This is a genomic window from Planococcus sp. VCh962 (assembly GCF_057748275.1).
Genome location: NZ_JBYLHS010000001.1, coordinates 1,211,772 through 1,225,772 on the forward strand (window position 1 = coordinate 1,211,772; position 14,001 = coordinate 1,225,772).

The following is a 14,001-nucleotide window of genomic DNA, read 5'->3' on the forward strand; positions in this document are numbered from 1 at the left end:
CTCCTATTAACCTACATATTCTAAACGAGCACCGTTTTTAAACACACGGTCGATGGTTCCACCGCCCAGGCATTCTTCGCCGTCATAAAAAACAACCGCTTGTCCCGGTGTAATGGCACGAACGGGTTCGTCAAAGGTCACAATCGCTTCTTCGCCTTTAAATTCAACGGTAACACCGACATCCGCTTGACGGTAACGGAATTTCGCTGTGCATTTCAATGTACCAGTTGGAGCCGTATCAGAAGTGAAACTCAAGTTTACTGCTGTCAGGCTGTCAGAGAACAAAGCTTCATGATTGATGTTCTGGCCGACGTATAAAATATTCTTTTCCAAGTCTTTGCCGATAACAAACCACGGGTCTCCTGCTCCGCCGATGCCAAGGCCTTGGCGCTGGCCGATGGTGTAATACATCAAGCCGTCATGGCTTCCTTTTTTCACGCCGTCCAGCGTTTCCATCGAACCGGGTTGTGCCGGAAGATATTGGCCGAGAAATTCCTTGAAATTGCGTTCACCAATAAAACAAATGCCAGTGGAATCTTTTTTCGTAGCAGTCGCAAGCCCGGCTTCAAGTGCGATTTCACGCACCCGTTTCTTTTCCATATGGCCGATCGGGAACATGACTTTCGTCAATTGCTCCTGATTCAATTGGTTGAGGAAATACGTTTGGTCTTTGTTATTGTCTTTGCCGCGCAGCATTTTCGTTTCGCCATTTTCCATATGCTGGACTTGCGCATAATGGCCGGTCGCCAAATAATCCGCACCGAGGCTCAGTGCATGCTCCAAAAATGCTTTGAACTTGATTTCTTTATTGCACATCACGTCCGGATTCGGGGTGCGCCCTGCTTTGTATTCTTCCAGGAAATATGTGAACACTTTATCCCAATACTGTTTCTCAAAGTTGACGGCATAATACGGAATGCCGATTTGGTTGCAGACACGGATCACATCTTCGTAATCTTCCGTTGCTGTACAGAAGCCATTTTCATCGGTGTCGTCCCAGTTTTTCATGAAGATCCCGATGACGTCATAGCCCTGTTCTTTTAATAAATACGCGGCAACCGAAGAGTCGACCCCTCCGGACATGCCGACGACAACACGTGTATCTTGTGGTGCTTTCGCAGTCATTTATAATCACCTTTTCATTTTAGCGCCAAGCGCTTACTGATTTTAGCTGTCTTTTCAGCAGCTTCTGTTATGTGTTCATCGGCCAAGCCGATGCCAAAGCTGAAGCGGATCGAATTTCGCAATTCTTCCGCCTGTTCGCCGTACATGGCAACGAGAACATGCGATGGATCAATCGACCCTGCTGTACAAGCGGAGCCACTGGATGCCGAAATTCCGGCAAGATCCAAGTTGACGAGAAACGACTCGATGTCGATTCCAGGCAAGCTGAGGTTCAGGATATGCGGCATCTGGTTTATGCCGTTTTCCTTGAATTCAACGCCTTCCTGCCGGAGGACGTTTTTGAAAATTTCTTTATACTGCTGGTAGGCAGTTTGCTTCTGCTCCATCGTCGCGAGTGAAATTTCCAACGCTTTGGCGAACGCCGTGATGGCCGGGACGTTTTCAGTTCCTGCGCGGCGCTTCCGTTCCTGTTCCCCGCCATATAATAACGGAGCGAGCGGCGTGCCTTTGCGCTGGTATAAAAAGCCGATGCCTTTCGGTCCATTCAGCTTATGGGCAGATACTGACAACAGATCCACATGCAGCCCTTCCACATCAATCGGCAAAACGCCGTATGCCTGGACAGCATCGGTATGGAACGTAACATCGGTATCTTTTAAGAGCTCACCAATTTCTGCAATAGGCTGGACGGTTCCGATTTCATTATTGCCCAGCATGATGGTCACTAAAATTGTATCGTCCCTCAGTGCATTTTTCACGTCTTCTGCTCGCACGAGGCCGTTTTTGTCAACTGGCAAATACGTGATGTCATAGCCATCGCTTTCCAATTTAGCACAAGCGTGGAGAACGGCATGATGCTCAATGGCAGAAGTGATGATGTGTTTTCCGTGCTTTTTGGCCGCCGTACCGAAAATCGCGAAATTATCCGCTTCCGTTCCGCCGCTCGTAAAGATGATTTCCGGGTCATCGGCGTTGATGCTTTTCGCAAAAATGCGGCGCGCATCATCCAATGCTTTTCGCGCGATTCTTCCCGTTCCGTGGATGCTCGATGGATTGCCGAATACCGTCCCGAGCGCTTGTGAAAATACATCAGCCACTTCCGGATGCATCGGAGAAGTGGCCGCATGGTCTAAATAAATTCGATTCATTTTGACTGACTCCTTATATATAAAACATATAGTTTTCGTTATCGGTGTCTTGCGTTTTGGTTAAATCTTCAATCGTAGTCGTGTCCAGTACATTTTTCACTGCGTCCCGGATGCGGACCCATAATTCACGCTGCGGCTGCGCCTCGTCTTCGATGCCTTCAACCGGCTGAATCGGCCCTTCGAGGACACGGATGACATCACCGGCTGAAATTTCTTTCGGTGAACGCGTCAGCATATAGCCGCCATATGCGCCGCGCACACTTTTAACCAGGCCGGAATTTCGAAGCGGCCCGACAAGCTGCTCTAAATAAGCTTCAGACAAATCATATTCCGCTGCAATTTTGCGGAGCGGAATCGGACCTTCTCCATAATGTTTTCCTAACGCGATCATAATAGTTAAACCGTAACGGCCTTTGGTTGATATTTTCATTATTACACCCCTGAATCAGATTCCAATTATTCTTCAAAATAGTATATCATAGTTGCGTGAAATGGACTTGCAATGACTTTTATTTGGTGAAACGATATACTGATAGAACGAATGTACGGAAGGAGTTTTTGATTTGCAGAACGAACCTTTAGCTTTTCGCATGCGTCCGCGGACAATCGATGAAGTTGTCGGACAGCAACATGTCATCGGACCGCATACGGCATTATATAAAATGATACAGAACGGCCATGTGCCGTCACTGCTGCTGTACGGCGAGCCGGGAATCGGCAAAACATCCATCGCCCACGCCATCGCCGGTACTTCGAAACTGCCGTTCATCGCATTGAATGCCACAACATCCGGAAAAAAAGATGTCGAAGAAGTGGTCGGAGAAGCACGCATCACCGGAAAAGTCCTGCTGTTTTTGGACGAAATCCACCGTTTCAATAAGCTCCAGCAAGATGCGCTATTGCCGCATGTTGAAAGCGGCGCAATCGTGCTGATCGGGGCGACCACTGAAAATCCATTCCATGACGTCAACCCGGCGATCCGCTCCCGCTGCGGCGAAATCAAGCAGCTCAAGCGGCTGACACATGAAGACATCGTCCAGCTTTTGAACAACGCCTTAACCGATCCAAAACGCGGGCTTGGCAATTATGAGATTGAAATATCACCGGCGCAAGTCGAACGCATCGCCGACGGCACCAACGGAGATGCCCGCAAAGCATTGACGATGCTCGAATCGATCGTTGTCGCTTCAGATGAACGCGACGGCAAATATATCGTTGAAGACCAAATGGTTGAACAGATGATTAAACGTGTTGGCGTTTTTGGTGATAAAAAAGGCTCCCATTTCTTCAACCTGCTGTCCGCCCTGCAAAAATCGGTGCGCGGCAGCGATGTGAATGCCGCCATGTATTATTTGGGGCATTTACTGGAGAATGGCGACTTGACCGCTGTGACGCGGCGTTTACTGGTTATGGCATACGAAGACATCGGCCTCGCCAACCCGCAAGTTGGCGGCCATGTGCTGGCTGCTTGCCAAGCGGCAGACCGTCTTGGCTTGCCGGAAGCCCGCATTCCGCTCGCCCAAGCCGTCGCTGAAATGTGCTTGTCGGAAAAATCCAATTCCGCCTACAAAGCGATTGATGCAGCCATTGCCGCAATCAACAAAGGTGATACCGGCGATATCCCGATGCATCTGCGCGACGGACATTACGCCGGTGCAGCCGAACTCGGGCACGGCGGCTATAAATATCCGCACGATACGCCGCTTGGATCGTTCGGCGGCTGGGTCGACCAGGATTATTTGCCGAAAGAAGTGAAGTCCGCGGAGTATTATCAGCCGGTCATCGCCGGTGCGGAAAAGAAATATGCTGGAATTTACGAGAAACTGAAGTCGTTCCGGAAGAAAAAATGATGAGAAAAAGCCATTTTCGTTCGCGGAAAGGCTTTTTCTTATTTTATTTGCGTTCATAGAGGTTTTATTTGCGTTTAAAAACTTTTATTTGCGTTCGCGAAAGGTTTATTTGCGTTCAACAAAATTCGACAACCAAAACCAAACTTCAAGACCAATTTTGATGCTTTTCGCCAGCGAAAAGCGCTCTTTCTTTTGGCATCCGTCTTTCTATGTGCGTTAAAAAAGTTTTATAAGCGTTCAAAATATCTCATACAAATTCCCAAACAAAAGCCGGCTCAAGTTGCGAGCCGGCTTTTCTTTAATTATTTCGCACGCGTTCAATTGGAATCGAACGGGTGATATCGTTGACTACCCAACTGGCGCAGATCAAGCCGACAGTTGACGGCGTGAACGCATTGGAACTTGGCGGCATTTTTGCTTTGCGGATAGCTGCATCCGGCTTGCCGACTGTACCTACAACGTCTTCGCGTATCACGATCGGGCTTTCATCAGAAAACACAACCGGAATGCCTTTGCGAATTCCGGCTTCGCGTAATTTTTTGCGAATGATTTTTGCTAATGGATCGGTATGTGTTTTAGAAATATCAGCAATCTGGAAACGCGTCGGGTCGGTTTTATTCGCAGCACCCATGCTTGAAATGATTTTGACTCCACGCTTGTAGCATTCCTGCATCAAATGGACTTTATAAATCATCGTGTCGGATGCATCAATGACATAATCCGGCTCGTAGCTGAAAAACTCTTCATACGTTTCTTCCGTGTAAAACATATGTAAAGAAATCACTTCACATTCCGTGTTGATGTCTGCAATGCGGTCTTTCATCACACCGGCTTTTGATTTGCCGACGGTTGATAAGTTGGCGACCAATTGGCGGTTGATATTGGTGATGTCGACATTATCTTTGTCAACCAGTATAATCCGCCCTACGCCACTTCTGGCACACGCTTCAGCAGCGAAAGAACCTACTCCGCCGACGCCAAGTACAGCTACTGTTGTACCTTTCAGTAATTCGATTCCTTCTTTGCCTACTGCTAATTCATTTCGTGAAAATTGATGTAACATGATTTCCCTGCCCTTCAAATTCAAAGATGATACGTCTGTCTATTAGGAATTATACACAAATAAAAACCCTCCGACAAATTGCCGAAGGGCGTAAAGTTAAAATAATGGAGAATCCCGATCGTGCCGTCCTTGTTGTTGCATATCGTTTTTGAACCCGCTTCTAGCAGGTGGGTGACCTCCCCATCACTTATAACTTCCCCTTAGAGGCATGTTAGCCATGATGAAATCTGGTCTCCCGACGACAAAATGTTGGGTCAAAACTGAATAGCTTAAAACGAACACATCAGGATTCTCTACTACTTGTATGTTAGCACACCTTATTTATTTGCACAAGATATTTACTCTGGTGCTTTTTCATTATTCTGAATACTTACGGATAGGCTTAATTCTTTAAGCTGCGCTTGAGAAACCGGGCTTGGAGCATTTGTCAGCAAGTCGCTGGCGCTGGCGGTTTTCGGGAAAGCAATGGTGTCACGCAAGTTCGTGCGTCCTGCCAATAGCATAACGAGGCGATCCAGACCAAAAGCGATTCCGCCATGCGGAGGTGTTCCATATTCAAATGCATCCATCAGGAAACCGAATTGCGCACGCGCCTCTTCTTCCGAGAATCCGAGCATTTGGAACATTTTTTCCTGGATATCACGGCGGTAAATACGCAATGAGCCGCCACCCAGTTCATAGCCATTCAATACAAGGTCATATGCTTGCGCACGGACTTTTTGCGGTTCTGTTGTCAAGATCTCAAGGTCTTCCTCAAACGGCATCGTGAACGGATGGTGAGCCGCAAAATAACGACCTTCTTTTTCATCGTATTCAAACAGCGGCCAGTCCGTGATCCACAGGAATTTGTACTGGGAGTTGTCGATCAAGCCAAGTTCTTTTCCGAATTTCAAACGTAAAGCTCCTAGCGCATCAGCAACAACTGCCGAAGAATCCGCTACGAATAAAAGAAGGTCTCCTGATTCAGCTTGCGCACGTTCAGTCAAAGCAGCAGCCGCTTCGCCTTCGAAGAATTTTGCGATCGGCCCTTTGATGCCTTCAGCTTCCACTTTCAGCCAAGCCAATCCTTTCGCTCCGTAAACTGCAGCAAACTCGCCAAGTGCGTCGATATCTTTGCGTGAGTAGTTGGCAGCCTGTCCTTTGACGTTGATCAATTTCACTTGTCCGCCGTTCTCGATCGCTCCAGCAAACACTTTGAATGAAGAATCTTTTACTAAGTCGGAAACGTTGATTAATTCAAGGCCAAAACGCACATCCGGCTTATCCGAACCGTAACGGTCCATCGCTTCGGTATAGCTCATGCGCTGGAATTTCGGTTCGATGTCGATGCCTTTGACATCGCTCATCATCCGGACCATCAACCGTTCGTTCATTTCGATGATTTCTTCCATTGATTTGAAGCTCATCTCCATATCGATTTGCGTAAATTCCGGCTGGCGGTCAGCACGCAAATCCTCATCACGGAAACAGCGGGCAATCTGATAATATTTATCGAATCCGGACACCATCAGCATTTGCTTGAACAATTGCGGTGATTGTGGAAGCGCGTAGAATTCGCCTTCGTGCACACGGCTTGGCACCAAATAATCACGTGCCCCTTCTGGAGTGGATTTCGTCAAAATCGGCGTTTCAACTTCCAGGAAGCCTTCTTCATCCAGGAACCGGCGAACCGATTTTGTAATATCAGAGCGCATTTTGAACGTTTCAAACATTGCCGGGCGGCGAAGATCCAAGTACCGGTACTTCAAGCGCAAATCTTCACTGATTTCTGTGTTGTCGTCGATTGCAAACGGCGGGTTTTTCGCTGCGTTGATAATCGTTGCGTGGTCCACTTGCACTTCCACTGTCCCGGTTTTCATCGCTGGATTGATTTGCCCTTCTGCTCTGGCAACAACCAGCCCGTCAATATGCACCACGAATTCGTTGCGCAAGGTTTCCCCGATTTTTGCTGCTTCTTCGGAAATTTCAGGATTGAAAACCACTTGGACGATGCCGCTTCTGTCACGGACATCGACAAAGATCAATCCGCCCAAATCGCGGCGTTTTTGCACCCATCCTTTTAATGATACGCGCTGGCCAATGGCCGCTTCGGTGACTTCCCCACTATAATGCGTTCTCGACATATCTATTCCTCCAAAATTTATAATCTTTATTCTCTATCTAAATCCTTAAAGTGAGCAATCCTCAAAGAGCTATCTCAATAATTCTCTCTTTTCTAAAAAGCTCATCCAGCGAAGGCGCGTCCAGGGGCTAGGCGAAGCAAGAAGACAGCTGGTCTTCCTGGCTTCTTGCGTAAGCTATACCCAAAGCGTCCGTAGCAGGAATAAAGGGTGAACCTCTTATTTTTTCTTAATCGTTTCAGCAATATCTGCGAAAGCAACCTGCTGCTGTTCGCCAGTCGCCATTTCTTTCAATGCCACTTGGCCGCTTGCCATTTCCGTCTCACCGATTACAATCACGTAACCAGCTCCCTTACGGTCTGCAGACTTCATCTGTGCTTTCAGTTTCCGGCCAGTATAGTCCATATCCGCTGAAATGCCATTTGAGCGCAGCTCCTGGATAATGCTGAAGGCTTTTTTCTTTGAAGCATCGTCCATGGCAATCACGTAAACTTCCAGGTTCTGCGACTGGCCAATTTCGACTTTTTCCATTTCCAAAGCCAATAATAACCGCTCGATGCTCATTGCAAAGCCGATCCCCGGCGATTCTGGTCCGCCCAGGTCTTCCACCAGGCCGTTATAGCGCCCGCCTCCGCACAGCGTCGTAATGGCTCCGAAGCCTTCCGCATCGCTCATGATTTCAAAAGCGGTGTGGTTATAATAATCCAGACCGCGCACCAAATTCGGATCCACCACATAATCGATGCCGAGCTCTTCCAGATACACTTTAACTTGGCCGAAATATTGCTGCGATTCTTCATTTAAATAATCAGCCAGCGAAGGAGCCGTCGCCATCAATGGGTGGTTGCGGTCCACTTTGCAATCCAGAATGCGCAGCGGATTTTTCTCAAGCCGTGTCTGGCAGTCGTTGCAGAACTCCTCAATGCGCGGTTCGAAATGCTTTACCAAAGCTTCTCTGTGTGCCATGCGGCTCTCTGTATCTCCAAGAGAATTAAGAACTAAGCGCAGCTGTTTTAAGCCGACGGAACGGTAAAGCTCCATTGCCAGCGAAATGACTTCGGCATCGATCGCCGGATCTTTTGAACCGATCGCTTCCACACCGAATTGCACGAACTGGCGCATGCGTCCAGCTTGCGGGCGCTCATAGCGGAACATCGGGCCTGTATAGAAAAGTTTGACCGGCTGATCCGGCAAGCCGAATAATTTATTTTCCACAAAAGAACGGACAACAGAAGCCGTGCCTTCCGGACGCAGCGTCAAGCTGCGGTCGCCACGGTCCTGGAAAGTATACATTTCTTTTTGTACGATATCAGTTGTGTCGCCGACGCCGCGCTGGAATAGCTCCGTATGTTCAAAAATCGGCGTGCGGATTTCCTTGTATTGATAAAGCCGGCATAGCTCATTGATTTTTTGTTCGATTTCCTGCCATTTGGCGGACTGGTCCGGCAACACATCGTATGTGCCGCGTGGTGCTTGAATGTTCATCGATTTCACTCCTTTATTTTTCCATACAAAAAAGCCCCCGCCCCTTGCTTACGCAAGGGACGAGAGCTTTTATATCAGCTTCCGCGGTTCCACCCTAGTTGATGCCAACTATTCCGGCATCCTCTCATTCCGGGTAACGGCCGGTTCCGTTTTTTCCTAATAAGCGAAAACTTCCGCCTTTCAGAAAAAAGCCTCTAAAGTGTTTTTCATTACAGACCCCTGCAGGAAAGTTTACAGCCCAGGACTTCCCCTCTCTTTTCAGCCAATCTTGCAACTACTTTCTTCGTCATCAGCAAATTTATATAAGTATAATAAACTTAATCTTAAGGACTCCCCCAAAACTTGTCAACCTTTTTTGACAAATGCCCGGATTTTTTTAATAATACAAATAGACCGAAATTTAAGGAGGTGCTAAATGAACCGCAAATGGCTTATTGCCTTTATTTTATTTATTTTATTGGCATCGGGAGTATTTTCTGACCCGGTTGCAGAAGAAGCACTTGCGGCAACCGAAAATGTTGAAATTACAGGATCGACCGTCAATGTACGGACCGGGCCTGGACTTTCGTATAGCGTTTCGGGATCACTTTCAAAAGGGGAAAAAGTATCTGTACTGTCCCAAAGTGGTGATTGGCTAAAAGTAGCGGTTCGTGGTGAACAAGGATGGATCGCTTCTTGGCTGACTGCCGGTGCCGAATCAGGTAACTCTGAAGCTGCGGGACAGACCGCCGTTTCTAACGTGGACCGCTTGAATGTCCGCTCGCAGCCAGACCTTTCGGCTTCTGTTCTCGGGCAAATGAATGCCGGAGACCAGGCAACGGTGATCAGCGAAGCAGACGAATGGATTGAAGTTGATTTCCGGAATACACGCGGGTTTGTATCAAAACAATACATAAGCATTTCCGAACCAACAGCTGAAAAACCGGCCCTTGCAACTAGCGGCGTTTCTTCTTTCGAAATTGCCGTAGATGCTTTGAACGTCCGAAAAAAGCCCGATCTCAGTTCCTCAGTGAAAGCGACCGTCCAAAAAGGAGAAGTCTTCCCTGTGGAGTCTATGAATGGCAACTGGGTTGAAATCCAGATTTCTGGTGATCAAACCGGCTGGGTGTATGCCTTCCACGGGCATATGTCTGACCAATCCGCTAAAGCGGTGAAGAAAACTTCAGCAGACACATCAAATACCGTAACAGTCATTACAAATGGCACAAATTTGCGGTCTGAACCGTCAACGGCTTCCAGTGTAGTCAGCCGTGCGGATGCCGGTGACGAGTTAGCAGTGGTCCAGCAAAACGGTGACTGGTATCAGGTTTCATTGCCGGATGGCACTACTGCTTTTATCGCCACTTGGGTTGTGACCAGCGGTGAAGCTGCAGCCGAAGAAAATGAAGAAAAAGAACAGCCTTCCCGCAAAAAAGGCACATTGAACGGGTTGACGATTGTCCTCGATCCTGGCCATGGAGGCAATGACGGCGGCACGGTCGGCGTCCGGAAGACGAAAGAAAAAGATTTGACACTGCAAACCGCGGAGACGCTGTCGCACCATCTGCGTTCTGCTGGTGCGGACGTCATCTTGACAAGGCAATCCGACAGCTACGTCGATTTGCGGAAGCGGGTTGCTGCTGGGCATCAAGTGGCAGCCGATGCCTTTATCAGCATCCATTATGATGCCACAGAGGACAATAGCGTCTCCGGTTTCACCGCTTATTATTTGCATGATTATCAGGAACCCTTGGCTGAAGCCATCAACTCGGGGCTCAGCAGAAAAATCGACTTGCGCAACCGCGGCGTCCAGCCAGGCAATTATCTCGTGCTGCGTGAGAACCGACAGCCTGCCGTATTGATTGAACTGGGCTATTTGAGCAATTACAATGACGAGCGCATCGTGACGGCGACAAAATTCCAAGAACAAGCGGCACTTGGCTTGTATACCGGCATCGTCAATTACTTTGATGCACAATTGGAATAGTGAAATAAAACAGCACGGGAGAATTTGTTCTCCTGTGCTGCCAGCTTGTTGAGAAAGTCTAAATTTGCATTAGTGATTATCCCTTAACCGATATTCCGCCAACCAGCTCCGCTTGCCGCGGGCGAGCGCCAAGCCGCTTCGTCGCTGCGCTCCTGCAGGGTCTCGGCTGTCTCGCTTTCCCGCAGGCGTCTCCGCTGGTTGGCTCCATATCTGGAGAGCAGATACAAACATTAGAGAGCTTTCGCGAACAATCACCGTTTTTAGAGAATCAAAAAGATGCTGAAACGTAGCTGAATGCAGCGAAAGGCGGCGACTCCTGTGGGAATAGAGCGAGTCCTGAGACCCCGCAGGGAGCGCCAGCGAGCGAGGAGGCTCAGGCCGCTCCCCACGGAAAGCGTCCGCCCTGGAGCGCAATGAAAAAGGCTGCCGAGAATTTCTCGACAGCTTGACAGCACGGGAGAATTCGTTCTCCTAAGCTGTTTTTTTGTTATGTTCACTTAATACATGCTCCGCAAAATTTAAACGAACACACAAATAACCGGCACAGGAAGTCACTTTCCTGTGCCGGTTATTTTATTTTTATTTTGATTCGACTAAGATCGTAACTGGCCCATCGTTGACCAGCTCCACATCCATCATTGCGCCAAACACACCCTCTTCAACCGTAAGCCCATTGCCACGCAAAGCATCGTTAAACAGATGCCAAAGCGGCTCAGCAGTTTCTGGCCGTGCAGCTGATGTAAAACTTGGGCGGCGCCCTTTTTTAACATCGCCGTAAAGCGTGAATTGGGAAATCGACAAGATGTCACCGCCATTTTCCAAAATGGAGCGGTTCATCTTGCCGTCTTCGTCTTCGAACAGCCGCAAGCCGGCTATTTTATCCGCCACATACTTGGCGTCTTTTTCTGTATCTTCATGCGTGATGCCGACCAGCAGGACGTAGCCGGAATCGATGGCTCCCGTCACATTGCCTTCAACAGTCACGCTTGCTTTTTTTGAACGCTGTAATACGACTCGCATAGTTCCTCCTTAATTTGTCACACGCTTGACCGAATAGACATCCGGAATTTGCTTGATCCGCTCAACAACCCGGTTCAAATGTGAGATATGCGGAATCATGATCGTCATATTGATGGTCGCGATTTTATCCGAGTTTGCCCGTCCGCTGACTGCCGTGATCGTGGTCTTAGTTTCGCTGACCATATGCATGACTTCATTGATCAAGCCGGTGCGGTCGAAAGCTTCCACTTCAATATCGATATGGTAATCTTTTTTATCCGGAGCGCCGGCATTTTCCCATTCCACCGGAATCAGGCGGTCGGTCTGGTTGGACTGGACATTCGGACAATCCGCACGGTGCACGGAAACTCCGCGCCCTTTTGTAATAAACCCGATGATGCTGTCGCCGGGAACCGGATTGCAACAGCGGGACAGGCGGATCATCATATTGTCGATGCCTCTGACAATAACACCGGATTCGGTTTGTCTTGTCGGTGTGTTAGTTTTCATTTCCACAGTCAGTTTTTCGAGTGCTTCTTCTTGTTCCCGTTTTTTGCGCTGTCTTTCCGCCAGGCGGTTCACCACTTGTTGCGCGGTGATGCCTTGAAATCCGACTGCTGCATACATATCGTCTTCTCCGGCGAAATTGAATTTCTCACAGACGCGTTTGATGTTCTCGTTTGTCAGGATTTCTTTCACCGGGAATTCCTGGGCTTTGATTTCTTTTTCAATCAATTCCTTGCCTTTTTGGACATTGTCGACACGCAATTGCTTTTTGAAGAATTGCTTGATTTTGTTTTTCGTCTGTGTCGACTTGGCGATTTTCAGCCAGTCGCGGCTGGGGCCGAATGATTGTTTGGAAGTCAGGATTTCCACGATGTCACCGGTTTTCAGTTCCGTATCAAGTGGCACCATTTTGCCGTTCACTTTGGCGCCGATTGTTTTATTGCCGATTTCCGAGTGGACACGGTAAGCGAAGTCAATCGGCACCGAACCTGCCGGCATCTCGATGACATCGCCTTTTGGTGAGAATACATAAACCATATCCGAGAATAAATCGTATTTCAGCGATTCCATGAATTCTTCCGCATTGTCAGATTCGTTTTGGAAATCCAGGATTTCACGGAACCAAGTCAGACGGGAATCCACTGTGTTTTTCGGCATATCGACTTTTTTGCCTTCTTTATAAGCCCAGTGGGCGGCTACGCCGTATTCCGCGAGTCGGTGCATTTCTTCTGTGCGGATCTGCACTTCAAGCGGATCGCCTTGCGGCCCGATAACAGTCGTATGCAGCGACTGATACAGATTTTGTTTCGGCATGGCAATATAATCCTTGAAACGGCCAGGCATCGGCTTCCACGTCGAATGGATGATGCCGAGTACAGCGTAGCAGTCTTTGATGCTTTCGACCGTAACCCGCACTGCCAACAAGTCATAAATTTCGTTGAATTGCTTATTTTGCATGACCATTTTCCGGTAAATGCTGTAAATATGTTTGGGACGTCCAAAAAGATCCGCCTTTATGCCAACTTCGTCGAGCTGCGTGCGAATTTCATCCATGACATTATTCAAGTATTCTTCCCGCTCCGTGCGTTTCTTCTTCATCAAATTCACAATGCGGTAATACTGCTGCGGATTCAAATAACGGAGGGCTGTATCTTCCAGCTCCCATTTGATCGTATTGATTCCGAGGCGGTGTGCAATCGGCGCAAAAATTTCAAGCGTCTCATTCGCTTTCATGCGCTGTTTCTCAACCGACTGGTATTTCAAAGTCCGAAGATTGTGCAACCGGTCTGCCAACTTAATCAAAATGACGCGGATGTCCTGAGCCATGGCGACAAACATCTTGCGATGATTTTCCGCTTGCTGTTCTTCTTTTGACATATACTTGATTTTGCTCAATTTGGTGACGCCATCAACCAGCATCGCCACTTCTTCATCAAAATCGCGGACAATGTCTTCCCGGCTCACTTTTGTATCTTCTACAACGTCATGCAAAAAACCAGCTGCCACAGTGGCAGGATCCATTTGCAATTCCGCCAGGATTCCAGCAACTTGAACAGGATGGACAATATAAGGTTCGCCGGATTTCCGGAATTGTCCTTCGTGGGCCTCCAATGCTACTTGGTATGCCTTTTTTATCGTTTCAACATGATCGGCATTCATATAAGACGCAACCATTTCGAATACGTCTTCAGGTGTCCTAACTTGATCTTTCGCCATAATTGCCCACCTTGCTTCTATT

General features: G+C 48.2%; 10 protein-coding genes, 1 other RNA gene and 1 other annotated feature. Of the genes, 2 read left to right on the forward strand and 9 right to left on the reverse strand.

What is annotated here, in order from left to right; genetic code table 11:
- Nucleotides 1–6 precede the first annotated feature (6 nt).
- The 3 genes from mnmA to cymR are packed head-to-tail and all read right to left on the reverse strand — an operon-like array spanning nucleotide 7 to nucleotide 2,703.
- Complete coding sequence (gene mnmA / locus AC3AQ9_RS06155; RefSeq protein ID WP_488306545.1) at nucleotides 7–1,125, reverse strand: tRNA 2-thiouridine(34) synthase MnmA; 1,119 nt, start codon at nucleotides 1,123–1,125, stop codon at nucleotides 7–9.
- A gap of 14 nt (nucleotides 1,126–1,139) precedes the next feature.
- Nucleotides 1,140–2,273, reverse strand: coding sequence for a cysteine desulfurase family protein (locus AC3AQ9_RS06160; RefSeq protein WP_488306546.1), 1,134 nt, complete (start codon nucleotides 2,271–2,273; stop codon nucleotides 1,140–1,142).
- Nucleotides 2,274–2,286: 13 nt separating this feature from the next.
- Complete coding sequence (gene cymR, locus AC3AQ9_RS06165) at nucleotides 2,287–2,703, reverse strand: cysteine metabolism transcriptional regulator CymR (protein WP_488306547.1); 417 nt, start codon at nucleotides 2,701–2,703, stop codon at nucleotides 2,287–2,289.
- Between the two features lie 133 nt (nucleotides 2,704–2,836).
- Between cymR and AC3AQ9_RS06170 the strand changes: the two genes are divergently transcribed.
- Nucleotides 2,837–4,123, forward strand: coding sequence for a replication-associated recombination protein A (locus AC3AQ9_RS06170; RefSeq protein WP_488306548.1), 1,287 nt, complete (start codon nucleotides 2,837–2,839; stop codon nucleotides 4,121–4,123).
- Between the two features lie 298 nt (nucleotides 4,124–4,421).
- Here the strand turns inward: AC3AQ9_RS06170 and AC3AQ9_RS06175 are convergent, their stop codons facing one another.
- From AC3AQ9_RS06175 to hisS, 4 genes are all read right to left on the reverse strand, one after another.
- Nucleotides 4,422–5,186, reverse strand: a complete 765-nt coding sequence (locus tag AC3AQ9_RS06175) for a tRNA threonylcarbamoyladenosine dehydratase (RefSeq protein WP_488306549.1) — start codon at nucleotides 5,184–5,186, stop codon at nucleotides 4,422–4,424.
- A gap of 107 nt (nucleotides 5,187–5,293) precedes the next feature.
- A non-coding RNA gene (ssrS, locus tag AC3AQ9_RS06180) (6S RNA) lies at nucleotides 5,294–5,479 on the reverse strand.
- A gap of 45 nt (nucleotides 5,480–5,524) precedes the next feature.
- Entirely contained in the window at nucleotides 5,525–7,309 is a 1,785-nt protein-coding gene (gene aspS, locus AC3AQ9_RS06185) for an aspartate--tRNA ligase (RefSeq protein ID WP_488306550.1), read from the reverse strand.
- 216 nt (nucleotides 7,310–7,525) lie between these two features.
- Nucleotides 7,526–8,791: a histidine--tRNA ligase gene (hisS, locus tag AC3AQ9_RS06190; protein WP_488306551.1), complete on the reverse strand. Its 1,266-nt coding sequence runs from the start codon at nucleotides 8,789–8,791 to the stop codon at nucleotides 7,526–7,528.
- A 52-nt stretch (nucleotides 8,792–8,843) separates the two neighbouring features.
- Nucleotides 8,844–9,090: a binding site (T-box leader), on the reverse strand.
- Nucleotides 9,091–9,206: 116 nt separating this feature from the next.
- Here hisS and AC3AQ9_RS06195 point away from each other — a divergent pair.
- Nucleotides 9,207–10,757 (forward strand): N-acetylmuramoyl-L-alanine amidase family protein, encoded by a 1,551-nt coding sequence (locus AC3AQ9_RS06195; RefSeq protein WP_488306552.1) that lies wholly within the window; start codon nucleotides 9,207–9,209, stop codon nucleotides 10,755–10,757.
- A 579-nt stretch (nucleotides 10,758–11,336) separates the two neighbouring features.
- Here AC3AQ9_RS06195 and dtd read toward each other — a convergent pair.
- Together dtd and AC3AQ9_RS06205 are read right to left on the reverse strand one after the other, a co-directional pair.
- Nucleotides 11,337–11,777: a D-aminoacyl-tRNA deacylase gene (gene dtd, locus AC3AQ9_RS06200; RefSeq protein ID WP_488306553.1), complete on the reverse strand. Its 441-nt coding sequence runs from the start codon at nucleotides 11,775–11,777 to the stop codon at nucleotides 11,337–11,339.
- 9 nt (nucleotides 11,778–11,786) lie between these two features.
- Nucleotides 11,787–13,979: a RelA/SpoT family protein gene (locus AC3AQ9_RS06205; protein ID WP_488306554.1), complete on the reverse strand. Its 2,193-nt coding sequence runs from the start codon at nucleotides 13,977–13,979 to the stop codon at nucleotides 11,787–11,789.
- Nucleotides 13,980–14,001 lie beyond the last annotated feature (22 nt).